The 22,937-nt window shown below is 71.1% G+C and carries 25 protein-coding genes; 13 read left to right on the plus strand and 12 right to left on the minus strand.

The annotated features are described in order from the left end of the window. The first annotated feature begins 75 nt into the window (after window positions 1-75). On the plus strand, window positions 76-2,205 hold the full coding sequence (gene uvrB, locus HOO61_RS14985) for an excinuclease ABC subunit UvrB (protein WP_172259716.1): 2,130 nt from the start codon (window positions 76-78) through the stop codon (window positions 2,203-2,205). Window positions 2,206-2,208: 3 nt separating this feature from the next. Here the strand turns inward: uvrB and HOO61_RS14990 are convergent, their stop codons facing one another. Further along, on the minus strand, window positions 2,209-2,724 hold the full coding sequence (locus HOO61_RS14990) for a DUF1707 domain-containing protein (RefSeq protein ID WP_172259718.1): 516 nt from the start codon (window positions 2,722-2,724) through the stop codon (window positions 2,209-2,211). 78 nt (window positions 2,725-2,802) lie between these two features. Here HOO61_RS14990 and HOO61_RS14995 point away from each other — a divergent pair, with 78 nt between their 5' ends. Then, the gene (locus HOO61_RS14995; RefSeq protein WP_172259720.1) at window positions 2,803-3,369 is read left to right on the plus strand and encodes a hemerythrin domain-containing protein; all 567 of its coding nucleotides are present in this window, start codon (window positions 2,803-2,805) and stop codon (window positions 3,367-3,369) included. 128 nt (window positions 3,370-3,497) lie between these two features. Here HOO61_RS14995 and HOO61_RS15000 read toward each other — a convergent pair whose 3' ends face one another. Further along, the gene (locus HOO61_RS15000; protein ID WP_367650192.1) at window positions 3,498-4,157 is read right to left on the minus strand and encodes an ion channel; all 660 of its coding nucleotides are present in this window, start codon (window positions 4,155-4,157) and stop codon (window positions 3,498-3,500) included. Window positions 4,158-4,223: 66 nt separating this feature from the next. Between HOO61_RS15000 and HOO61_RS15005 the strand changes: the two genes are divergently transcribed. The 6 genes from HOO61_RS15005 (at window position 4,224) to HOO61_RS15030 (ending at window position 9,448) form a co-directional block, all read left to right on the plus strand. Next, window positions 4,224-4,721: a hypothetical protein gene (locus HOO61_RS15005; protein WP_172259722.1), complete on the plus strand. Its 498-nt coding sequence runs from the start codon at window positions 4,224-4,226 to the stop codon at window positions 4,719-4,721. 4 nt (window positions 4,722-4,725) lie between these two features. After that, window positions 4,726-5,265 carry a hypothetical protein gene (locus HOO61_RS15010; RefSeq protein ID WP_172259724.1) on the plus strand — a complete coding sequence of 180 codons (540 nt, stop codon included), beginning with the start codon at window positions 4,726-4,728 and terminating at the stop codon, window positions 5,263-5,265. A 40-nt stretch (window positions 5,266-5,305) separates the two neighbouring features. Then, window positions 5,306-6,277, plus strand: a complete 972-nt coding sequence (locus HOO61_RS15015; protein ID WP_172259725.1) for an NAD(P)/FAD-dependent oxidoreductase — start codon at window positions 5,306-5,308, stop codon at window positions 6,275-6,277. A gap of 68 nt (window positions 6,278-6,345) precedes the next feature. Beyond that, complete coding sequence (locus HOO61_RS15020) at window positions 6,346-7,614, plus strand: glycosyltransferase family 4 protein (RefSeq protein ID WP_172259727.1); 1,269 nt, start codon at window positions 6,346-6,348, stop codon at window positions 7,612-7,614. Beyond that, window positions 7,608-8,354, plus strand: a complete 747-nt coding sequence (locus HOO61_RS15025) for a class I SAM-dependent methyltransferase (RefSeq protein WP_172259729.1) — start codon at window positions 7,608-7,610, stop codon at window positions 8,352-8,354. Before HOO61_RS15020 ends, HOO61_RS15025 begins: the two co-directional genes overlap by 7 nt. Continuing rightward, on the plus strand, window positions 8,351-9,448 hold the full coding sequence (locus HOO61_RS15030; protein WP_172259731.1) for a prenyltransferase: 1,098 nt from the start codon (window positions 8,351-8,353) through the stop codon (window positions 9,446-9,448). Before HOO61_RS15025 ends, HOO61_RS15030 begins: the two co-directional genes overlap by 4 nt. Here the strand turns inward: HOO61_RS15030 and HOO61_RS15035 are convergent. Next, complete coding sequence (locus HOO61_RS15035) at window positions 9,407-10,072, minus strand: class I SAM-dependent methyltransferase (RefSeq protein WP_367650193.1); 666 nt, start codon at window positions 10,070-10,072, stop codon at window positions 9,407-9,409. The genes HOO61_RS15030 and HOO61_RS15035 overlap by 42 nt on opposite strands. A gap of 4 nt (window positions 10,073-10,076) precedes the next feature. Next, window positions 10,077-11,375: an alpha/beta hydrolase fold domain-containing protein gene (locus tag HOO61_RS15040; protein WP_367650194.1), complete on the minus strand. Its 1,299-nt coding sequence runs from the start codon at window positions 11,373-11,375 to the stop codon at window positions 10,077-10,079. A 617-nt stretch (window positions 11,376-11,992) separates the two neighbouring features. On the opposite strand from HOO61_RS15040, the gene HOO61_RS15045 reads away from it, so the two are divergent. Continuing rightward, window positions 11,993-13,015: a MerR family transcriptional regulator gene (locus HOO61_RS15045; RefSeq protein ID WP_172259735.1), complete on the plus strand. Its 1,023-nt coding sequence runs from the start codon at window positions 11,993-11,995 to the stop codon at window positions 13,013-13,015. Window positions 13,016-13,017: 2 nt separating this feature from the next. Next, a complete protein-coding gene (locus HOO61_RS15050) occupies window positions 13,018-13,758 on the plus strand; it encodes a tyrosine-protein phosphatase (RefSeq protein ID WP_172260158.1) in 741 nt (246 codons plus the stop codon). Between the two features lie 78 nt (window positions 13,759-13,836). Here the strand turns inward: HOO61_RS15050 and HOO61_RS15055 are convergent, their stop codons facing one another. After that, window positions 13,837-15,267: an HNH endonuclease signature motif containing protein gene (locus tag HOO61_RS15055; RefSeq protein ID WP_172259737.1), complete on the minus strand. Its 1,431-nt coding sequence runs from the start codon at window positions 15,265-15,267 to the stop codon at window positions 13,837-13,839. Window positions 15,268-15,582: 315 nt separating this feature from the next. Between HOO61_RS15055 and HOO61_RS24945 the strand changes: the two genes are divergently transcribed. Then, on the plus strand, window positions 15,583-16,590 hold the full coding sequence (locus HOO61_RS24945; RefSeq protein WP_172259739.1) for a hypothetical protein: 1,008 nt from the start codon (window positions 15,583-15,585) through the stop codon (window positions 16,588-16,590). 180 nt (window positions 16,591-16,770) lie between these two features. On the opposite strand, the gene HOO61_RS15065 is transcribed toward HOO61_RS24945, so the two are convergent. The 3 genes from HOO61_RS15065 to HOO61_RS15075 form a co-directional block, all read right to left on the minus strand. Next, window positions 16,771-17,079: a DUF6228 family protein gene (locus tag HOO61_RS15065; protein ID WP_172259741.1), complete on the minus strand. Its 309-nt coding sequence runs from the start codon at window positions 17,077-17,079 to the stop codon at window positions 16,771-16,773. Between the two features lie 128 nt (window positions 17,080-17,207). Beyond that, window positions 17,208-17,948 carry a dienelactone hydrolase family protein gene (locus HOO61_RS15070; RefSeq protein WP_367650195.1) on the minus strand — a complete coding sequence of 247 codons (741 nt, stop codon included), beginning with the start codon at window positions 17,946-17,948 and terminating at the stop codon, window positions 17,208-17,210. 46 nt (window positions 17,949-17,994) lie between these two features. Further along, window positions 17,995-18,639: a sulfotransferase family 2 domain-containing protein gene (locus tag HOO61_RS15075; protein WP_172259743.1), complete on the minus strand. Its 645-nt coding sequence runs from the start codon at window positions 18,637-18,639 to the stop codon at window positions 17,995-17,997. A 55-nt stretch (window positions 18,640-18,694) separates the two neighbouring features. Between HOO61_RS15075 and HOO61_RS15080 the strand changes: the two genes are divergently transcribed. Continuing rightward, window positions 18,695-19,360 (plus strand): hypothetical protein, encoded by a 666-nt coding sequence (locus HOO61_RS15080; RefSeq protein ID WP_172259745.1) that lies wholly within the window; start codon window positions 18,695-18,697, stop codon window positions 19,358-19,360. Here the strand turns inward: HOO61_RS15080 and HOO61_RS15085 are convergent. After that, entirely contained in the window at window positions 19,351-19,995 is a 645-nt protein-coding gene (locus tag HOO61_RS15085; protein WP_172259747.1) for a sulfotransferase family 2 domain-containing protein, read from the minus strand. The genes HOO61_RS15080 and HOO61_RS15085 overlap by 10 nt on opposite strands. A gap of 62 nt (window positions 19,996-20,057) precedes the next feature. On the opposite strand from HOO61_RS15085, the gene HOO61_RS15090 reads away from it, so the two are divergent. Continuing rightward, window positions 20,058-20,621, plus strand: a complete 564-nt coding sequence (locus tag HOO61_RS15090; protein ID WP_172259749.1) for a cytochrome b/b6 domain-containing protein — start codon at window positions 20,058-20,060, stop codon at window positions 20,619-20,621. Between the two features lie 12 nt (window positions 20,622-20,633). Here HOO61_RS15090 and HOO61_RS24950 read toward each other — a convergent pair whose 3' ends face one another. Genes HOO61_RS24950 through HOO61_RS15105 form a run of 3 tightly spaced genes read right to left on the minus strand, consistent with a single transcriptional unit; the run spans window position 20,634 to window position 22,767 of the window. Next, a complete protein-coding gene (locus HOO61_RS24950) occupies window positions 20,634-21,314 on the minus strand; it encodes a thioredoxin domain-containing protein (protein ID WP_172259751.1) in 681 nt (226 codons plus the stop codon). Between the two features lie 44 nt (window positions 21,315-21,358). Next, a complete protein-coding gene (locus tag HOO61_RS15100; RefSeq protein ID WP_172259753.1) occupies window positions 21,359-22,063 on the minus strand; it encodes an MBL fold metallo-hydrolase in 705 nt (234 codons plus the stop codon). Next, on the minus strand, window positions 22,057-22,767 hold the full coding sequence (locus tag HOO61_RS15105; RefSeq protein WP_172259755.1) for a maleylpyruvate isomerase family mycothiol-dependent enzyme: 711 nt from the start codon (window positions 22,765-22,767) through the stop codon (window positions 22,057-22,059). The genes HOO61_RS15100 and HOO61_RS15105 overlap by 7 nt, the downstream gene beginning before the upstream one ends. Window positions 22,768-22,937: the final 170 nt, after the last annotated feature.

Raw genomic sequence — 22,937 nt, forward strand, 5'->3', positions numbered from 1 at the left:
ATTCAACCCGGGCGCGGGCTCGTACGCGGCTGAACCGCACCGTCCGCTGTCGGTGGCCCCGCGTACGCTCGACGCATGCGTCCAGTCACCGATCTCCAGCGCCGGGTGGCCCCCTTCAAGGTGGTGTCCGACTACGAGCCCTCCGGCGACCAGCCGGCCGCGATCAAGGAGATCGTCGGTCGCATCCAGGGCGGCGAGCAGGACGTCGTGCTCCTCGGCGCGACCGGCACGGGCAAGACCGCCACGGTCGCCTGGGTGGCCGAGCAGCTCCAGCGCCCGGTCCTGGTGCTCCAGCCCAACAAGACCCTCGCCGCGCAGTTCGCCAACGAGCTGCGCCAGCTCTTCCCGGACAACGCAGTCGAGTACTTCGTCTCCTACTACGACTACTACCAGCCCGAGGCCTACGTCCCCCAGACCGACACCTACATCGAGAAGGACTCCTCGATCAACGAGGAGGTCGAGCGGCTGCGGCACAGCGCGACCAACAGCCTGCTCACCCGCCGCGACACGATCGTGGTCTCGACGGTGTCCTGCATCTACGGCCTCGGCACCCCCCAGGAGTACGTCGACCGGATGCTGCGGCTCAAGGTCGGCGAGGAGCACGACCGCGACTCGGTGCTGCGCCGGCTCGTGGAGATCCAGTACACCCGCAACGACATGTCGTTCACCCGTGGCACGTTCCGCGTGCGCGGCGACACCCTCGAGATCTTCCCGGTCTACGAGGAGCTCGCGATCCGCATCGAGTTCTTCGGCGACGAGATCGAGCGTTTGATGACGCTCCACCCCATCACCGGCGAGGTCATCTCCGAGGACACCGAGCTCCACGTCTTCCCGGCCACCCACTACGTCGCCGGACCGGAGCGCATGGAGCGCGCCATCAAGGGCATCGAGCTCGAGCTCGACGACCAGCTCGCCGCGTTCGAGAAGCAGGGCAAGCTCCTCGAGGCCCAGCGGCTGCGGATGCGCACGACCTACGACGTCGAGATGATGCGCCAGGTCGGATCCTGCTCGGGCATCGAGAACTACTCGATGCACATGGACGGCCGCAAGCCCGGCAGCGCGCCCAACACGCTCCTCGACTACTTCCCGGAGGACTTCGTCCTCGTCGTCGACGAGTCCCACGTCGCCGTCCCGCAGATCGGCGGCATGTACGAGGGCGACATGTCGCGCAAGCGCAACCTCGTCGACCACGGCTTCCGGCTGCCGAGCGCGATGGACAACCGGCCGCTGCGCTGGGACGAGTTCGTCGACCGGATCGGGCAGACGGTCTACCTGTCGGCGACCCCGGGCAACTACGAGCTCGACCGCGTCGGCGGCGTGGACAACACGGTCCAGCAGATCATTCGCCCGACGGGCCTCGTCGACCCCGAGGTCGTCGTCAAGCCGACCAAGGGCCAGATCGACGACCTCATCCACGAGATCCGCGAGCGGGGCGACAAGGGCGAGCGCGTCCTGGTCACCACGCTCACCAAGAAGATGTCCGAGGACCTCACCGACTACCTCCTCGACGCGGGCATCCGCACCCGCTACCTCCACTCCGAGGTCGACACGCTCAAGCGGATCGAGCTGCTGCGCGACCTGCGCCTCGGCGAGTACGACGTCCTCGTCGGCATCAACCTGCTCCGTGAGGGCCTCGACCTTCCCGAGGTCTCGCTGGTGGCGATCCTCGATGCCGACAAGGAAGGCTTCCTGCGCTCCGACAAGTCGCTGATCCAGACGATCGGTCGCGCGGCGCGCAACGTGTCGGGCCAGGTCCACATGTACGCCGACAAGATCACGCCGTCGATGGAGGCCGCGATCGACGAGACCAACCGTCGTCGCGCCATCCAGGTCGCCTACAACACCGAGCGCGGGATCGACCCGCAGCCGCTGCGCAAGAAGATCGCCGACATCACCGAGATGCTCGCCCGCGAGGACGAGACGACCCAGGAGCTGCTGAAGACCTGGGCTGACGTGGGCCAGAAGGGTCGCGCCGGTGGCGTGAAGGCCGGCAAGTCGCCGACGCCCGCCCTGTCGAAGATCCACGACGAGGCGCCCGACACCGCCGGCATCCCGAGCAGCGACCTCGCCGAGCTCATCCAGGAGCTGACCGAGCAGATGAAGCACGCAGCCGCCGAGCTCCAGTTCGAGGTGGCAGCCCGCCTCCGTGACGAGGTCAACGACCTCAAGAAGGAGCTCCGCCAGATGATGGAAGCCACCAAGTAGGGGTCAGCCCTCGTCCTCGCGCTTGCGCAGCTCCTTGCGCTCCTTCTTCTCCAGGTGCCGGACATGCTCCTCGATGATGTCGCGCCTGTTGGCGATGATCCGGACGAGGTTCATCAGGGCGGCGCCCATGGGGAAGAGCGGCCACGGGAACCCGCCGGGGGTGGTGACCGCCCAGATCGTCCACACGAGCGCCGAGAGACCGATGAGGCCGATCAGCGCCTCGCGCCGGTCGGACTCCCACTTGCGGAGGGCCTGCTCCTCGCGGCTCCTCGTGCCGGCTCGAGGGGCCTGCGCGACAGGCAGGTCCTCCACGAGGGGGACGAGGTCCCCCAGGGTGCGGCTGGCGATCGCGGCCTCGGCGCGCTCGTCGTACTCGTCCCGCGTGAGGCGCCCCTCGGCGAAGGCGTCCCCCAGGACGGTCTCGATCACCGCACGGTCGCGGTCCGACGCACGGATGCGTGCGTTCACCGGGCTGCGCGGGTCGTGGTCGAACTGGCTCCACACCTCGATTCCTGGCACGACGACCATCGTAGGCAAGCCCACCCCTCCGGAGGTGGGCCGAAGGGCTCAGGTCGGACGAGGCGCTAGGTTCGCGCCATGAGCACTCCCATCGACCTCGGTCGCCCCGTCTCGGGCGACGTCATCGACCTGATCCTCGAGGACCACCGCCGCTTCGAGGCCCTCATGCGACAGCTCCGCGACAGCACCTCCGACCGCGACGCCGTCCGCAAGGCGCTCTCCGCGCTGCACGTCGCCCACGCGGAGGCGGAGGAGAAGCACGTCTACCCCCAGCTGCGCCGCAAGGACGCGATCACCGAGCACGAGGCCGAGCACGGCGAGGAGGAGCACGCCGAGGGCCACGAGGCGATGCTCAAGGTGCTGGAGCTCAAGGGCACCGACACCCAGGCCTTCGACGACGCCGTGGAGGAGCTCGCGACCGCGCTCAACCACCACCTCACCGAGGAGGAGCTGACGATCCTCAACCCGGCGCGCGAGGAGGTCAGCGAGAAGGTCCGTGCCGAGCTGGGGGAGGCGTTCGCGACCGAGCGCAACAAGCAGCTCGACGCCGACTGCGGCAGGATCGACAACGTACGCCGGATCGTGCAGGAGGCGGAGAAGGAAGGCCTCCTCGACGAGGACGACGAGGACGACGACGAGGACTGACGGCGGACCGCGAGTCGGGCGCTCTCCGGGTCGATCCCCGATGAGGAGCTGGTCGAGGCCGTCGAGGAGTCCTACCGGCTGGTGGTCTCCCGCCTGCCGAAGAAGGACCGGCCCGAGGGGTGGGTCGACTAGCGGCGGTGGCGCATCATCGTGAGCCCGACCATGCGGGCCACGACCATGGCGATGTAGAAGACGCCGACCATCATCTCCACCATGACGACCGACCGGGCCTGCTCGCCGACTGCCACGATGTCGGACAACCCGACGCTCGTGAGCGTGGAGAACGACAGGTAGAGCAGCTCGAACCACTCGCGGCCGTAGCCCTCGGCGTTGATGAACGAGTCGGGCCACACGATCTGCACGACCGTGAACACGTAGGCGAAGCCCCAGGCCACCACCGTGAACGCGGCGCCGGTCGCGAAGTACTCGTCGGTGGTGACGACGTCGTCGTGGAGCAGGTAGCGCAGCATCGCGTAGGAGACGTAGAAGTAGAACGGCGCGTGCAGCATGCCGGACACCAGCACGATCGGGTCGCTGTCGGCGAAGATCGCCTCGAGCAGGGTGAAGACGATCGTCGGGGCGCCCAGGAAGAACACGACGCGGCTCACGTGCGGCGTACGCCGGACCGCGAGCACCGCGGAGCCGACGGCGAGCATCCCGATGACGCCGAGGAACGCGCCGCCGAGCCGCGAGCCGCCGAGGAAGGGCCACGCGAGCACCTGCAGCAGCTGGGCGCCGAGCAGCATCGCGGACGGGTGCGAGGTCACCTGGTCGAGTCGTCTGCCCACGACGACGCAGTCTAGGGACGCCCGGATCACCCGCACGGCGACGCTCCGCTGGGCTAGGTTCGCTCCGTGGGCGAGCGAGCGGGTCGATGGGTGGCCGGCGGTCTCGTCCTCGTGCTCCTCGCGCTGGTGGGCGCGACCGCATGGGTGGTCATCGCCGGGCGGGACGAGGTCGACGAGGAGCTCACCGCCGCCCAGCAGGACGTCGCCGGCGCGGCGCGCGCGGAGGCGGTGGCCTTCCTCACCGTCGACCACCGCGACATGGACCCGCTCATCGACGCGGTCCTCGACGGCGCGACCGGCGACTTCGCCGAGCAGTACGCCTCGCAGCGCGAGACGCTGACGCGCGAGGCGGTCCGCACCGAGGCGACCTCGACGCCGGAGGTCGTCTCGCTCGGCGTGGGCGACCAGGACGACGACACGGCCACGGTCCTGGTGGCCGCCAACAGCACCGTCACCAACACGGGCACCGGTGCCGAGGGCCAGGTCCGCTACTACCGCCTGCGCCTCGAGCTCGTCCGGGAGGACGGGCGCTGGCTCACCGACGACCTGCGTTTCGTGAGGTGAGGGCATGAGCAGCGTGACGAGTGGTACGACGATGAACCGGCGGCTGCTGGTGCTCGCGGCGCTGGTCGTGCTGGCTGCCGCCGCCCTCGTGTGGGCGCTGCGCGACTCGCGCGACGCCCCCGCCTCCGACGTCAGCAGCGCGGACGCGGCGGACGCCGTGGTGGCGTCGTCCTTCGTGAAGGAGTCGGTGCGACTGCGTGCCGCTGACGGCGCACGCGTGGCCTACAGCTACTCGTGGCGGTCACTGGCCTACGACAAGGCCGCCGCCCGCAGGCTGATGACGCCGGCCATGCAGGAGCGCTACGACCGGACCATGGCCGGCGTGACCACGGCGAGCCGGCGCGACCGCACCGTGGTCCGGGCCGAGGTCGTCGACACCGCGCTCGCCACCGCGTCGACGACGTACGCCCGGGTGCTGGTGTTCGTCAACCAGCGCACCTCCGGCACCGGCCTCGATCGGCCCACCCTCGACCTCGACCGCGTGCTGGTGACGTTGCGGCGCGCGGACGGGGAGTGGAAGGTCGACGAGCTCGACGCCCTCTAGCACCTTGTGGGACCTCCGCCCAGACGATTGGATCGCGAACGTGGACGACGTGACGACCGACCTGCTGATCATCGGCGCAGGCCCCACGGGGCTGTTCTCCGCCTACTACGCCGGCTTCCGCGGGCTGAGCGTGGCGGTGGTCGACTCCCTGCCCGAGCTCGGGGGCCAGATCACCGCGATGTACCCCGAGAAGGCGATCCTCGACGTCGCCGGGTTCCCCAGCGTGAAGGGCCGTGACCTCGTGGAGGGACTCGTGGCGCAGGCGGCCACCGCCGACCCGACGTACCTCTTGGACCGGACGGCCACCACGCTCGAGCACGGGGAGGACCACGTGGTCGTCACCCTCGACGACGGCACGACCGTGACGGCCGGGGCCGTGCTCATCACCTCGGGCATCGGCAAGTTCAGCCCGCGACCGCTGCCGGCGGGCGACGGCTGGGTGGGGCGCGGCATGGAGTTCTTCGTGCCCAGCTTCGCGCCGTACGCCGGCAAGGACGTGGTCGTCGTCGGGGGAGGGGACAGCGCCTTCGACTGGGCCCAGCACCTCGAGCCGATCGCAGCCTCCGTCACGCTGGTGCACCGTCGCGACGCGTTCCGCGCCCACGAGCGCACCGTGGCCGCGGTGCGGGACTCGAGCGTCGAGATCATCACGAACGCGCAGGTGACCGAGCTGCGGGGCGACTCCCACCTCGAGGAGGTCGTGGTGAGCGTCGACGGGGAGGAGCCCCGGGTCCTGAAGGCGCAGGCGCTCGTCGCCGCCCTGGGCTTCATCGCCGACCTCGGGGCGATCCAGCAGTGGGGCCTCGAGACCCAGAAGCGCCACGTGGTCGTCGACTCCGCGATGCGGACCAACCTGGCGCGCGTCTTCGCCGCCGGTGACATCACCGACTACCCGGGCAAGGTCCGGCTCATCGCGGTCGGTTTCGGCGAGGCCGCCACCGCCGTGAACAACGCCGCGGTCGTGCTCGACCCGTCCGCCCACGTGTTCCCCGGCCACTCCAGCGAGGGGTGAGCGAGGGGGACCTACCGGCCAGTAGGCATAATGGGCCCCTCACGGAGCGCCACGAAAGGCAGACCACAGTGCGCATCGCCATGCTGTCCTACCGCAGCAAGCCGCACTGCGGCGGTCAGGGCGTCTACATCCGCCACCTCAGCCGCGAGCTCGTCCGGCTCGGGCACGAGGTGGAGGTGTTCTCGGGCCAGCCCTACCCCGACCTCGACGAGGGCGTGGTGCTCACCAAGGTGCCGAGCCTCGACCTCTACCGCGAGCCCGACCCGTTCCGGGTGCCCCACCTGCGCGAGTTCCGCGACCTCATCGACGTCGAGGAGTTCCTCACGATGTGCACGGCCGGGTTCCCCGAGCCGAAGACGTTCAGCTCACGCATCGCGCGGCTGATGAAGGACCGCGCCGGCGACTTCGACATCGCCCACGACAACCAGGTCCTCGGCACCGGCATCATGGAGCTGGAGTCCTACGGCCTGCCGGTCGTCGCGACGATCCACCACCCGATCACGATGGACCGCCGCATCGACCTGCAGACCGCGCCGACGTGGCGCAAGCGGCTCACCCTGCGTCGGTGGTACGGCTTCCTGCGGATGCAGACCAAGGTCGCCAAGCGCTACCGCAAGGTGCTCACCCCGTCGGAGTCCTCCACCCGCGACGTCGCCCGCGACTTCGGTGTCGACCCGGCGCGGATGCAGACGATCCTGCTCGGCGTCGACGACGTCTTCGCGCCACCCACCGCCCCGCGCGTCCCCGGCCGGATCCTGGCCATGGCCAGCGCCGACGCCCCGATGAAGGGCATCGCGACCCTGCTCGAGGCGTTCGCCAAGCTCGCTGTCGAGCGCGACGTCTCGCTGGTGCTCGTGACGAGGCCGGAGCCGGGCGGGCGCACCGAGCGGCTCATCGACCAGCTCGGCATCGCCGACAAGGTGTCCTTCGTCAACGGCGTCAGCGACGCCGAGCTCGTCGAGGTGATGGGGTCGGCCGAGGTGGCCTGCGTGCCGTCGCTCTACGAGGGCTTCTCGCTCCCCACCGCCGAGCTGATGGCCTGTGCGACCCCGCTGGTGGTCTCGCGCGCCGGCGCCATCCCGGAGGTCGTCGGCCCAGACGGCCAGTGCGCCGACCTGGTCACCCCCGGCGACGTCGGTGAGCTGGAGCAGGCGATCGCCGCCCTGCTCGACGACCCCGAGCGACGTACGACGATGGGCGCGGCCGGACGCGCCCGGGTCGAGGAGCTGTTCAGCTGGCGTGCCGTGGCCGAGGCCACCGCCGCCGCCTACGAGGAGACCATCGCCGACTTCCACGCCGAGAAGGCCGGCCGGATCGAGGGAGAGCGCCCGTGCTGACCGTTGACTTCGACCGCCTGGGGCTGCGCCCGGGCGACCGCGTGCTCGACATGGGTTGCGGTGCGGGACGCCACGCGTTCGAGATGTACAAGCGCGGCGCCGACGTCATCGCGTTCGACCAGGACGCCGACGAGCTCGCGACCGTGCGCGAGTGGTTCACCGCCATGCGCGAGGCCGGCGAGGTGCCGGCCGGTGCCGAGGCCGACGTCAAGGAGGGCGACGCGCTCGCCCTGCCCTTCGCCGACGGCGAGTTCGACCGCGTCGTCGCCGCGGAGGTGCTCGAGCACATCCACGCCGACGTCGACGCGATCAAGGAGCTGGTCCGGGTGCTGCGCCCGGGCGGCACCCTGGCGATCTCAGTGCCGCGCTGGCTCCCCGAGATCGTCAACTGGAAGCTCTCCGACGACTACCACAACGCCGAGGGCGGCCACATCCGCATCTACACGGCACAGGAGCTCGTCGACAAGGTGACCAAGGCCGGGCGCGCCAACGACGGCACCCCCGGTGACGCGATGGTCTTCACCGGACGCGACCACGCCCACGGCCTGCACACGCCCTACTGGTGGATCAAGTGCGCCGTCGGCGTCACCAACGACGACCACCCGCTCGCCAGGGCGTACCACAAGCTGCTGGTGTGGGAGATCATGGAGAACCCCAAGGCGCTGCAGTACGCCGGCAAGGTGCTCGACCCGCTGATCGGGAAGAGCATGGTGCTCTACTTCCGGAAGCCGGCCACATGAGCCTCACCCGCGCGCAGGTCGAGCAGACCGCCGCCTCCATCGCCGCCATGCAGGAGCCGTCCGGCGCCGTCCCGTGGACCCCGGGCGAGCACACCGATGTCTGGAACCACCTCGAGTCGGCGATGGCGCTCATGGTCGGCGGGCAGCGCGACGCCGCCGAGCGCGCGTTCGCCTGGGCGCGCGCGAGCCAGCGCCGCGACGGGTCGTGGCCGTTGAAGATCGTCGTCGGCGAGGTCGAGGACCACTCCGGCGAGACCAACATGTCGGCGTACGTCGCCGTCGCCACGTGGCACCACTGGCTGGTCGCGCGCGACGAGGCGTTCGTCCGCCTGATGTGGCCGACGGTGCGTCGCGCGCTGGACTTCGTGGTGTCCATGCAGCTGCCGTTCGGTGGCATCGCCTGGTCGCAGGAGTGGCACGACGGCGCGCCCGCGAAGGTCAACGCCGACGCCCTGCTCGCCGGCTCCTCGAGCATCTACCACTCGCTGCGGGCGGGTGTCGCGCTCGCAGAGCTGGTGGGGGAACCGCAGGTCGAGTGGGAGCTCGTCGGCGGCCGCCTCGGTCACGCCCTGCGTGAGCACCGCGACCTGTTCCTGGACAAGTCGCAGTTCTCGATGGACTGGTACTACCCGGTGCTGGGCGGTGCAGTCCGCGGACCGGAGGCACACGCGCTGGTCGCCGAGCGCTGGGACACCTTCGTCGAGCCGGGCCTCGGCATCCGCTGCGTCTCGCAAGACCCGTGGGTCACGGGCGCGGAGACCTGCGAGCTGGTGATGGCGCTCGACGCCATCGGCGACCGCGCGCGGGCGCTCCAGCTGCTCGCGGACATGCAGCACCTGCGCACGGACGAGGGGTCCTACTGGACGGGGTACGTGTTCCCCGACGACGTCAACTGGCCGGTCGAGCAGACCACCTACACCGCAGCGGCCGTGATCCTGGCCGTCGACCAGGTGACCGACGGCACCCCCGGCGCCGACATCATGCGCGGGACGACCCTGGCCGCCGACTTCGCCGAGCTCGGCCTGGAGTGCGGCTGCCCGTCCGGCGGCGCGTCAGCCGACCGGGTCGCCGGCGTCGCCGGTCGTACGACGTAGCACCCGCATCGACCCGACCGCGTCGACCTCGATGAAGGCGCCGCTGCCAATCGCGGGCAGGTAGATGTCGTCGTAGGGAGGCCGACCACCGTCGGCCGGGTCGGGGAAGACGTCGTGGATGACGAGGACCCCGTCGGCCATCACCCAGCGCGGCCACGTGCGGAAGTCGGTGCGCGCGGGCTCGACCCCGTGCCCCCCGTCGATGAAGAGCAGCGAGAGCGGCGTGCGCCACCACGCACCGACCGTCTCGGAGCGCCCGACCACCGCCACCACCTGCTCCTCCAGGCCGGCGGCGGCCAGGGTGCGACGGAAGGTGGGCAGGGTGTCCATCAGGCCGAGGTCGGGGTCGACCAAGCTGTCGTCGTGGTGCTCCCAGCCGGCCTGGTTCTCCTCGGAGCCCCGGTGGTGGTCGACGGTGACGACGGTGCCACCGACCTCGCGGGCCGCGGCGCCGAGCCAGACGGCCGACTTGCCGCAGTAGGTGCCGACCTCCAGGGCCGGCCCGTGCGGGAGCCGCTGCCGCGCCCAGCGGTGCAGCAACGCGCCCTCGTCCTCGGGCATGAAGCCCTTGGCCGCGCGGGCGTGGGGGAGCAGGTCGGCCGGCATCTCGTCGTGGTCGTGCACGGTCTCAGGCGCCCCTCTCCTCAACGTCGTTGCGGAGCTCGTCGGCCTCGACACCGCTGTCGGCGTGCAGGCCGTGGCGCCAGGTGTTCCAGTGCCAGGTGAGGTAGCGGTCGACCGCCCGGACCGCGTGCGTGCTGCGGATCGAGTGGAAGACGTCGAAGGCGTGCTGGGCGCCGGGCAGCTCGGCGTACACCACCGAGCGCTTCGACGTGCGCCGCAGCTCGGCGACGAACATCCGCGCCTGGTCGACGGCCACGAGGCTGTCGAGGTCGCCGTGGATGACGAAGAAGTCCGGTGCGTCGGGGGTGATCCGGAGGATGGGCGAGGCCGCCTCGTAGACGTCGGGCGCGTCCTGCCAGGTCGTCCGCATCACCCGCGGGCCGAGGAAGGCGTCGCGCATCCCGATCGCGTTGGCGAGCCCGGTGGAGCCGGCGAAGTCGTAGACCCCGTAGAACGGCACCGCTGCCCGGACCGAGGTGTCGGCGTCCTCGAAGCCCGGCTGCCACTCGGGGTCGCCCGGGGTCAGCGCCGCGAGCGCGGCGAGGTGGCCGCCGGCCGACCCGCCGGTGATCACGAGGTAGTCGGGGTCGCCCCCGTGCTCGGCGATGTTCTCCCGCACCCAGGCGATGGCGCGCTTCACGTCGACGATGTGGGCCGGCCACGGGTCGCGGGGGGAGAGGCGGTAGTTGATCGCCACGCAGATCCAGCCCTTGGCGGCCATCCGGTTCATGAGGGGGCGCGCCTGGTGCTCCTTCGCACCCACGGTCCAGGCGCCACCGTGGACCTGCAGGAGCACCGGAGCGTCCGTGATCGCGTCACCGCCAGCGGGCAGGTAGAGGTCGAGGTGGCCGCGGCGACCGGCCTCGGAGTAGGGCAGGTTGCGGATCACCCGAACGGCGTCGTCGCGGAAGTCGAAGGGCCGCGCGAGCCGCCGCCACGGGGTCGCCAGGTCGGCCGGATCGGGTGCCTCGTCGAGCTGCTCGACGTAGTCGACGCCGAGGCCGTCGACGAGGGCGTCGTCCAGGACGCCGGCGGCCCGCTGGCTCTGCCGCACCATGTGGGCCAGTCCGAGCGCGCTGGCCCCGGCGAGGGCGAGTCCCGCCTTGGCGCGGACCCCGGCGCGTCGGCTCCTCGTGAGGTGGGCTGCTGCGTCGAGAGCGGTCAGTGCCAGCATCTGCGGGGCGGTCTCGCCGAAGAGCCATCCGACGGCGAACGCCGGTACGCCGCTGCGCTGGCCCCGCGGCGGTCGCAGGGCGTTGGCGGTCAGGGCGGCGATCACGGTCTGGCGCGACAGGAAGCTCACGCGCTCCATGTTACTCGCCGGTATGCGTCTGGTCGGAGTCAGAGCAGGAAGACGACGACCAGGATCGCGGTGACGGCCAGCGAGACCAGCACGGACCCCAGGCAGCCGAGACGGTTGCTGAAGAACAAGAACATCGGGAGGCCTCCATCGGGACGGGCGCGCGGACGACGACGCCGTACCCATCTCGCCCGGGGCGATCCCCCCATCCCGCCATGATCTGACGGGTGCCGACTCCTGCCGAAGACCTGTGGACCTACGTGGTGACCGACGTCGAGCTCGACGGCCCGTGGCCGGGCGTCCACTCCATGCGCTCCTCGCGTCGGTCGCGGTGACGGCGGACGGGATGGAGCACGGACGCTTCGAGGCGGTGCTCGAGCCCCGCTCGGCTACGCCAACCTGCTGGTCGAGCTCTTCCGGCGGGCGCGACAGAGCGGGACGCAGACCCACGTGCCGGAGTGAACCGCGCCCGAGGGCTCGCGCGGGGCACGGGAGACCGTGCGCCGGCTGATCGCGTCGCGGGGCTGATCTCCGCCGGGCCGGCCCAGGTCTTGACCTTGCCCCTGCGGCAAGCCGCAGGGTCGTCGCACCGGTGACCGACACCGGGGAGGATGGGGACGATGACCACGGAACCAGGCACGGAGCTCTGGACGATCGGCGACTTCGCCCGGGAGTCAGGCCTGACGCCGAAGGCGCTGCGGCTGTACGACGACCTCGGGCTGCTACGGCCCGCCGGGGTCGACCCTGGCTCGGGCTACCGCCGCTACGCGCCGGACCAGCTCTCGCAAGCTCGGCTGGTGGCCTCGCTCCGCCTGGTCGGCATGCCGCTGGCCCGGATCGAGGAGGTCCTCGGGGCGTCGCCGGCTGCTGCGGCGCGGCTGGTCAGGGCGTACTGGCTCCAGGTCGAGCACGACACGGCCAGCCGCCGGGACGTCGTCTCCGCCCTCGTCGAACGGCTCGAGAGCGAGGAACCACCCATGACCACCTCCACCGACACCTTGCACGCAGAGATCGGCACGAGCCACCGCCGGGGCGGACGGCCGCACCAGCAGGACGCCCTGATCGCCACGCCCGGCCTCGTGGCCGTCGCCGACGGCTTCGGCGAACGCTCGGACCTCGCTGCCGCGGTGCTCGCTGCGTTCGGGTCCGGCGGCCTCGAGGGTGCCGTGGCGGTCGTGGCGTCCGAGATCGCCGACTCGCTCCCGGACGCGCCGAGGTCGGGCACGACGCTCACCGCCGTGACGATCGCCGGGCGCACCGCGTCGGTGACGCACGTGGGCGACGGACGCGTGTGGCTGGTGCGCGACCACGAGGTCCGACAGGTCACCCATGACCACACGGTGGTGGCAGGGCTGGTGGAGAGCGGTCAGCTGACCGTGGACGAGGCCCGCTCCCACCCTCACCGCAACCTGCTCAACCGGGCACTGGTGCCCGGCGTCGTCACCGACGAGCTCGAGATCGGGCTCGAGCCCGGCGATCGCCTCGTGCTCACGACCGACGGCGTGCACTCGGTCGTCGACGACCTCGCGGCGCTGCTGGCGTCTCCCGCGACTGCCCAGCAGGTCGCGGACGAGGTGGCGTCTGCGGTGGCCGCCGCCGGTGAGCCCGACAACCACACGATCGTCGTGGTGGACCGGTCGTAAGGCTGACGTGGGACGGGGCCCGCAACCTCGCCGACCTGGGCGGGTCGGCGCTGGTCGCGGGCGGCGAGACCAAGCGCGGCCGGGTCTACCGGTCGGCCGCGCCGGAGTGGATGACGGGACGCGGGTGGGACGACGCGCGCTCGGCCGGCGTGTCGACCGTGGTCGACCTGCGCAACGAGATGGAGCACGGACGTACCGACGCACACCCGGTCCTCGCCGCCGGTGCCACGGTCGGGATCACGTTCGTCCACGCCCCGACCGAGGACCCGAGCGACGCCGACTTCCTGCAGCATTGCGGGCCGTGGCTCGACCACCCGCGCTCGTGGACTGACAACCTGCGGATGTACCCGCAGAAGATCGTGCGTGTGCTCGAGGGGGTGGCGCGAGCCGGCTCGCCCGTCCTCGTGCACTGCGCCGGGGGCCGGGACCGCACCGGCATGGTCTGCTCGCTCCTCCTGCTGCTGGCCAGAGCCACTCCCGAGGCGATCGTGGCGAGCTACGAGGCAGGCTTCCGTGGCGCGGCCGAGCACCGGGGCCACGGGTGGTCGCTCGACCAGGTCGCAGGCACCTGGGTCCCCTCTGTCGACGAGGCGTGGACGGAGGACGAGCTCGACGCGGCGTTGGACGACCGGCGTCCGGTGCTGCTCGAGTGGGTCGAGACCTTCGACGTCCAGGAGTACCTCGTCGCGGCCGGCGTTGACGAGGACACCCGGCGACGGCTCGGGGTGCTGCTCGTCGAGTGATCGCGCCTGTCGCGCCGCGGCCTGCTCGTGCACGCCTATGGCCCCGCTACCGGGTGGGTAGCGGGGTTCGGGGCGGGGTCATCGTCGGCGGGGTCGCGGGACACCGGGCGGATCTGGCCGGTCGGGCGGGTCGGGTGAGTCGATCGCTGTCGTCCCATAGCGGTCGCGGCGGAAGCGGTACCCATGCGGTGACATCCACTCGAACAGCCCGGGTGCGACCATCTCGTAGCGCCAGGCCGAGTGGGTCTTCAACCTGTGGTGGCCACGGCACAGGCACGCGAGGTTGTCGGTCCGGGTCGGCCCCGGCTGGGGCCGGCCTTCGGCTTCGGCGTCTGGGTCGTAGGGGATGACGTGGTCGATGTCGCAGCCTCGGGCCGGTCGGCTGCACCGCGGAAAGACGCACGTCTGGTCGCGGAGGACGACCTGCTCCCGGATCCGGTCGGGCACCTGGTAGACGTCGGTGTGGTGCTGGGTGTTGAGGTCGATCACCGGCTTGATCGTCACTTTGTTCCTCGAGTCGCCGCACCAGGAGCGGACCTGGTCGAGCAGGACCAAGCGCTGGCCCTCGTCCAGCCTCCCGGTCGGACCGAACACCGTCTGCTCGCCGACCGTTGAGGCGTCGAAGTGGGCGTGGAGGACGACCTCGCGTGCGACGGGAAGCCCGTCCTGAGCGTGGCCGGTGGTGCCCGCGCCCGTGGCATGGAGGTCGAGGGCCGTCTGGGTGCGGGCGAGCTCACCGAGGGCCTTGGCCCGGCGCACGTTCAACGACTCGGTGGACCCGAGCGCGGCTTGGGTGGCGGCGCCGTGGGCGACGGCGCGGTCGAGGTCGAGGGCGTCGGCGATGTCGATCTCGGCCTCGACCTTCATGGTGCCGGCGTAGTGCACGTCCTCGGTGTGGACGCTCACGTGGCGCGGGTCCACGTGGAGGTAGCCGTCCTCGGGATCCGCGGCCGGGTCGGGCTCGGCGAGGTCGAACCGCTTGATCGCCTCCGCGACCAGCCGGTCCAGCTGCGCGGGACCGACCCTGCCCGCGACGGCGGAGACCTGCGTGTCGACGAACGCCGCCGCCTCCTTCGTGAGCGTGGGTGAGGAGTGGATGGTGGTCTCGGCGACCGCGCGGGCTTTCCACGCCGGCACCCGGCCGGCCTGGACCTGCGCCCACAGCCGCGGCAACCGGTGCCGCAGCTCCAACGCCTGACCGATCAGCTTCTTCGCCGCCGTCGTCGACGTCCCGAGGACGCCGCCGAGCTCGGCGATGCAGAACTCCGCCACCAACGGGCACCCCTCACCGGCGATGGGCTCCTCGTGCTCCCACCCCGGGACCGAGAAGGACGCGGCGTCGTGGATCGACTCCGGCGGGTGCAGGTCCGCCCACGCAGCGGCAAGCACGAGCTGGTCAGCCGCCGACCGATTCTCGGTCTCGCGCGCGGAGCGGATCGAGGCGAGCAGGTCGGGAGCTGTGAGGTCCTCGACCCCACCTGCCAACCGATCCGCCAGCGCTTCGCTCATGTGTTCGAGTGTAGAGAAGGGGTCCGACACTGATACGCGGCGGCGAACTGGGCCTGTGGACGTGGGGTTGAGACGGACTTAGTCCCTCACGCTCTCTATTCGGTCACTTGTCGGCGTGTCCGCGCATCGCGGTAGATCTGGATGTCCGCAGAGGGGCTGCGAACGGTCGAGACAGCCGCTTGACCCTCGCAACCGGCGAACGCCGACAACTAACCATGAGGTCGGCGCGTCTGAGCAAGGACTGTCGCATGCGACGTACTGTCACCGACACGCTGCCCACCATCATCGGGGGGGTGGCTCACCCAAGGGGGAACCGTGCTTCGACGTTCGACCACGCTTGTTGTCACCGCGCTTGTTGCGGGGGTGCTGCTGAGCGCACCGTCTTCGGGGGCTTCGGACACTGCCCAGACCTGCCAGGGCCGGGCGGCCACGATCGTCGGCACTGGCCCGGCCATTCAGGGCACGCCGGGTGATGACGTCATCGTCACCGGCTCCTCCCAGCGTACCAACGCTGTCGCTGGGAACGACCTGGTGTGCGTGAGCCCGTCCGCCGTGTTGGTGGTCGTGGTCGCGGGCGACGGCGATGACGTGGTGGACGCGTCCCAGGCTGGGTTGACAACAAGCGTTACCTATCTAGGTGCTGGTCTCGACCGCTACCTCGGGGGACCTGGCCAAAGCTATGTGTACGCGGACGGGACGGATGACACCGTGACAGACGCCTGGCGGGCGTACCTGACGGTCACCGCGCCTGTGACGGGGGCACCTGGCACCTACACCGGTGGCGGGATCGCTGTCTGGTCGGCCGACCAGGACGTGGAGATCGACCTGGACACCAACATGGTGACGGTCGGCGGGGTCCATGCGGTCAACCTGTCTGGGATCGTTCACGCGGGCGTAGTCGCGCCGCGCGCGGTGTTGCGAGGCAACGCCGAGGACAACTACCTGTGGGGGGCGGGATGCGATGTGCTGTTCGTCGGGAAAGGCGGAAACGACACCCTCCGCGGTGCTTCTTACAGCGATGACTCCCCCTACGCCCAGATCAAGTCGGAGTGCGTGGGCATGAAAGCCACGATGCGTGGTGGATCCGGCGACGACAGCATCCAGGGGTGGCAGGGCCTCAACCGGTTGGTCGGGAACGCAGGCAACGACGAACTCCAAGGCCGCGCCCGATCAGACGTGCTTCTCGGTGGCAGCGGCCGCGACGACCTTAGGGGCGGCGAGGGGTCGGACGTGCTCCGCGGAGGCGGCGGACGCGACACCGCCGACGGGCAGAGTGGCCGGGACCGCTGCGATGCCGAACGCGAGCGTCGCTGCGAACGTTGAAACCACTAGGGTTGACGATCGCCCGGGGTGCTCATCGGGATGAGCGGACCCCCGACTGTCGGCAGATCCGCGCGATCATCGCGGCAGATCCGCATGTCCCGACTCTTGGAATGTCATGCCCAGTGGCTGTCGCAGCGACTCCGCGTTCCATGACGTCACGAGAACCGCCGGTTCGAACCGCTAGAACTCATGACGTCCTGCGTCTAAACAAAGGTTCACGTGGCCGTCGTGAGTCGCCTGAATGCGCAGGTCACCTTCGACGGACTCGTACTCGCGGATCCCTTCCCACCCTCGCCAGCTGGCGGCCAGGTCGGCAAAGTAGGCAGCCTTGCTGAACCCTTCGTCGTAGCCCTCGTAGACCTGCCGCGACGCTCGAAGGTCAGGGCCTTCGATCGTGACGGAGAGGTACTGCGCGGGGACCGTCCTGGCCGTGTAGGGCTCTGCGAAGACCACCGCTGTACGCACGTCCCTGATGACCACCGAGTCCATGCGGACAGCATGACGCAGGTCTTCCGCTCATCGTCTGCTTGTCTTCATTGACCCAGGACCGGTGTCTGGCGTCGCCATCAGGGGCTCACCCATAAAGGTCGGGGGCCCGTTCCTTCTCGATCAGCGACCTAGCGCAGGCGCGTGCCGAAGAAGTCGAGCACCGCGTCGACGGCGACCTGGGAGCGCTGCTCGGTGACGGTGGAGTGGCCGAAGCCCTCGAGCTCGACGCGGATGAAGGCGTCGCCGATGAGCGAGGTGAGGGTGTCGAAGCGACGGCCGATCGCGGGGTCGGCGGCGTAGCGGATGCCGAGCACCGAGCACCCGTCGGCGGCGCGACGACGTACGACGTCGGCGTCGGCGGGGGAGAGGTTGAGGTCGGCGGCGCGGCCGGCGAGGCCGATGAACGGCACGCTGGGCTGGCAGAGGACGGGGGCCACGGTGCTGTCGTCGACCATCATCGCCAGCGCGAAGCCGCCGGTGAAGCACATGCCGAGCGCCCCGACGCCGGGGCCGCCCAGCTCGGCGCGGAGCTCGCGCGCCAGGGACCGGAGCCACCCCGCCACGGGGGCCGTGACGCCGCGCGCGAGCTTGGTGAACTCCCGGCTGACGCAGACCCGTGGGAGGACCCGGGCCACGTCGACGGCGCCGAACTCGCGCCCGGCGGGACCGAACAGGTGCGGCAGCAGCACCGTGTAGCCGGCCGCGACCAGCTCCTCGCCGAACCGGATCACCCCGGCGGTGAGGCCGGGCAGCTCGTGCACCACGACGACGCCCGGGCCGGTCCCGCGACGCCACACGGGATGGGTGGTCGGCTCGCCGGCCACGTCGGCGGTGTGCTCGCTGCGGGTCCAGCCATCGAGTGCGTCCACGGGAGGAATGTGGCAGCCCGAGGTCCTGAGCGGAAGGGCTGACGCCTCAGAACGTGTAGCCGAAGGCGTCGAGGTCTGCCGCGTAGACCTCGGCGACCTTCGCTCGCGTCGCGTCGGTGTAGTAGTCGCGGTAGCTGCCGTGCGGTGACTTGTTGCGGTGCGGCACGTGGACCGGGTCGCCGCCGAGCCGTCGCTCGACCTCGGCCAGGTCGTCGGCGAAGGACTCGGTGCGTCCGACGAAGTCGACCTCGCGGTCGGGCGCTCGCAGGTAGTTCACCTGCGGCCGGCCGACCCGCGGCAGCTCCTCGGTGCCGCGCAGCACGAACTCCTCGAAGCCGGAGTACGCCGCAGCCGCTCTCCACATGTCGTTGCCGCGCATCCGCGTGGCCGCCGCGCCCTGCGGCCGTCCGCTCGACGGACCCCACGCGCGGTCCCAGTCCTGGATCATCGACCACCACGAGACCATCCGCGCCCACGGGTTGCGCACGAAGGCGAACGACCAGTAGTCGGCCGTCTGCGGCTCCGCGCGCAGGATCCGGGCGTACGGCGCGTGCCGGCCGAGCGGGGGCTTCACGCCCGGCGCCTTGCTCCGCGCATCGGGGCAGCAGCGCTCGAACGCGACCCCGACCGACACCCCGCCGGTCTTGGGCACGTGCACGAAGAGCGCGCGCTTGGCGTCGGAGATCAGCACGGGCGCGAGGCTAGCCCAGCACTGCCCGGTCCGGGGCATGCGGGATGATCGGGCGGTGATGACCTTCCTCGAGCTCGGGCCCGGGCGGGACTTCGTGCTCCTCGCCCTGCCCAAGACGGCGAGCACCGCCCTCGAGCGGACGCTGGCGCCGTACGCCACCGAGGTCGTCAGCGCCCCTCCGGGACGCAAGCACCTGCCGGCCCGAGGCTTCGTGCACACCAGGGCCCACGAGCTCGCCGAGCAGGGGTACCCGCGCGAGTCCTACGAGCTCGTCACGATGTTCCGCGAGCCGATCGCCTGGCTGGAGTCGTGGTGGCGCTACCGCGCACGCGAGGACAGCCGGCAGTCGACCGCCGACCTGACGTTCGAGGAGTTCGCCCTGCACTACCTGGCCGGCCACGACGACGCGCCCGTGCCGAAGGGCCGCCCCGCGAAGTTCATCCAGGCCCAGGGCGGTGTCGCCGTCGACAGGATCTTCGCCGTCGAGCGCCCCGAGGTCTGGTCGGCGTGGTTCGCCGAGCGGATCGGCCGCCCGCTCGACTTCGAGCGGCGCAACGCCTCCACCGCCGAGCACGGCGAGCTGGGCTTCGCCACGCGGGAGGCGCTGGCGGCCCACTTCGCGCCCGAGTACGCCGTGTGGCGCCGGCTCGAGGCCACCGGCGAGTGGGCGGGCGCGCGGGGGACCAGGCTGCCGGACCTGGTCGGCCCGGGTCAGTCGTAGGTGTAGCCGAAGAGCTCGATGTCCTCGGCGTAGACCTCCGCGACGCGCTGACGGGTCTCGTGGGTGTAGTAGTCGTGGTAGGTGCCGTGCTTGGACTTGTTCTTGTGCACCGGCGTCGACGGCTCGAGGCCGAGCTGCACCTGCACCCGCTGGAGGTCCTCGACGAAGTTCTCGGTGCGGCCGATGAAGTCGACCTCGCGGTCGCGCTTGGGGGCACGGAGGTACTTGATCTGCGGGGTGCCGACGCGCGGCAGCTCCTCGGTCCCGCGCATCACGAACTCGTCGAAGCCGGAGTAGGCCGCTGCGGCGCGCCACATGTCGTTGCCGTCGCGCATCGAGTTGTGCTTGACGTCCTGCGGCTTGCCGCTCCGCGGCCCGTGCCGGCGGTCCCAGGCCGAGATCATGGAGTACCACGAGACCATGCGGGCCCACGGGTTGCGCACGAAGCCGAAGGTCCAGTAGTCGATCACCTGCGGCTCGTGCTTGATGATCTTGCCGAGCGTCGCGTGGCGGCCGATCGGGACGCGCGCCTTGCGGGCGTCGGGGCAGGCCTCCTTGACGGTCTCCTCGACCGACACGCCGCCCGTCTTGGGGACGTGGACGAAGAGCACCTTGCGCGAGTCGCTGATCAGCACGCGGCGAGGTTATCCCACCGCGGCAGCGCCCCTGCCCGCCCCGGAGCACCTAGCATCGCGGCGTGACGACGACGGGGGAGGCGCGTGGCTACCGCACCTCGCAGAAGGTCCTGCACTGGCTCACCGTGCTGGCCGTCGCCGCCCAGTTCACGGTCGGCTACCTCCTCGACCTCGACGGCGACTGCGACCCCCCGGGCGAGGACCGCAGCGGTGGCGACACCAGCGACGCCGAGGAGGAGCGCCTCGACCGGCTCGAGGAGGCCTGCGAGGCCCGCGCCGACGACTACGATCTGCTCGGCGGGGGCTTCGACCTCGCCGAGCTGCACCTGCTCCTGGGCCTCACGGTGCTGGGCCTGGGCGTCGTACGACCGCTGTGGCGGAAGGTCGCCGGCCTGCCCCCGTGGTCGGAGCAGCTGTCCGCGGGCCAGCGACGGCTGGTCCACTGGACCGAGCGTGCCCTTCTGCTGCTGCTCGTCGTCGTGCCGCTCAGCGGGCTCGTGCTCGTCAGTACCGGCGACGACGCCTGGCTGCCCCTCCACGTGGGCGCGCACGTGGCGTTCTTCGTGGCGCTCGCCGCCCACCTGTCGACCAACCTGCGACCGGTGATCCTGCGGCGGATGACCTGACGGGGCCTGGGCTCAGGCCTCGAGCGGCCACCCGCGCTTCGCCCAGCCGCCGGTGCCGCCGGCGACGTTGATGGCCGTGATGCCCTTCGCGCGCAGGTGGTCGACGACCGCGCGGCTGCGGTTGCCCGACTGGCAGATGACGAAGACCGGGACGCCCGTCGGCAGCTCCTCGACCCGCGTCGGCACGTCGTTCATCGGGATGTGCACGGCGCCGGGGACGCGGCCACCCGCCACCTCGGCGTCCTCGCGGACGTCGACGACGTAGGCGCCCTGGCTGTGCGCGGCCGCGAACTCGTCGAGCCCGACCTCGTCCTGGGGTGTGTTGGCGGCGGCCTCCTGCGCGGCGGCCACCTCCTGGCGCACGGCGTCCATGTCGAGCTCACGGGCCTGTTCGATCACCCCGGCGAGGGCCTGCGGCGGCAGGGCGCCGGCCTGGTTGAACAGCAGGATCCCGTCGCGGAAGAGCATCAGGGTCGGGATCGAGGTGATCGCCGCCATCTGGGCCAGCTGCTGCTCGGCCTCGGTGTCCACCTTGCCGAAGACGATGTCGGGGTTGTCCTCCGACGCCTTCTCGTAGACGGGGGCGAACTGGCGACACGGGCCGCACCAGGCTGCCCAGAAGTCGACGAGGACGATGCCCTCACCGCTCACGGTCTGCTCGAAGTCGGCCAGGGTCAGCTCACGCGTGCTCATGCCCCCAGACTGCCACGGCCGTCGATGCTCGGCCCACCAGCGGCCTACCAGCCGCGTTCGCGCCACTCCGCGAGGTGCGGCCGCTCGTCGCCGAGCCGGCCGTCGCCGCCATGGCCGGGGTAGAACCAGGTGTCGTCGGGGAGCCGGTCGAAGATCTTCGTCTCCACCTCGCTGATGAGCTGCGCGAACGCGTCGGCGTCGCCGAACGTGGCCCCCACGCCGCCGGGGAAGAGCGAGTCGCCGGTGAACAGGTGGGGGGACGGGGCGACCGCGGGGTCGTCGAGGAGGAGGCAGATCGAGCCGGGCGTGTGCCCGGCGACGGGGACGACGACCAGGTCGCAGGGCCCGACGGCCACCTTGTCGCCCGCGCCCACCCGGCGCTCGACCCGCACCCCGGTCTGCTCCTCGATGGCGTCGGCGTCGGGGGCGCCCGCGACCACGTGCGCCGACGGGTGGGCGGCCTTGACGGCGGCCAGCGCCCGGTGGTGGTCCCAGTGCTGGTGGGTGGTGACGATCGAGGTCAGCGAGCGGTCGCCGATCAGCTCGAGCAGCCGGTCGGGCTCGGCGGCGGCGTCGATCAGCACGACCTCGTCGGTCACCGAGCACAGCAGCAGGTAGCAGTTGTTGGACATCTCAGGGTCCACCGCGACCTTGGTCACGCTGAAGTCGCCGAGGACGCGCACGTCGGGGTCGCCGCCCGGCGACACGTCGCCGGTGTAGTCGCCGGCCCCTCTGTCGTGCTTCACCATGTCTCCACCTCCGGGAGGTCGTTCGAGTCGGACGAGAGGCCTTCGCCGGAGCCGCGGCCGGTGAGCCACCAGCCCAGCGCCGCCGACGTACCGGTGACGACGGGGCCGGTCCCGAGGTCACCCTCGCCGTAGTGCCAGGTGTGGTCGAGGTCGGTGGGCCGTACGTCGAAGGGCGCCGGGTAGGGGCGCTTCGTCATCGACTCCAGCAGGATCGCCCGGAAGTCGTCGGGCCAGTCGTCGGCGGTGTAGCCGGTGCCGAGGTCGGCGTGGTGGATCTCGACCTCGCGCAGCCGCATCAGTACGACGTTGCGCAGGGCGAAGTCCGGCCCCCCGGGGGTGCGCTCGAAGCGGCCGTCCCAGTCGGCCTCGTGCATCGCGGCGAGCGCCTCACCGAACCGGGCGGTGCCGGCCAGGAAGCGCTCGCGCAGGTCGGCGGGCGCGGCGGTGGCGAGCTCATCGATGTCGGCGTCGCGCGCCTCGGGGGAGGCGTACATCGGCTGCGGATGGCCGACGTGCGCCCCGTGCAGCACGCCGGCCAGTCCCTCCGCGTTGAGCGCGAGGTGGGCCACGACGTGCGCCCGGGTCCAGCCGGGAAGTTGGGACGGCTCGGCATACTCGGGGGAGGAGAGCGCGTCGACCGTGCGGACGAGCGCTCGATCGGCTCGGGCGATGGTGTCCGGGTCGGGTCTCGGGACGTCGATCACCCGCCCATCGTGCCACTTCGACGGGCACCCCACGGTCCACCCTGCCGGGTGGACGATGGGCCCGCTGTCGGTGGTGCGTGAGAGGGTGGATCGGTGCGTCGGCTTGCGCGCGACGCCGCCCCGGGACGAACATGTGTTCGACTCCGTCCCACCAGATCGTCACCGCCAGA

Origin of the sequence: Nocardioides sp. zg-1230 (assembly GCF_013155335.1) — a bacterium.
GTDB lineage: Bacteria > Actinomycetota > Actinomycetes > Propionibacteriales > Nocardioidaceae > Nocardioides.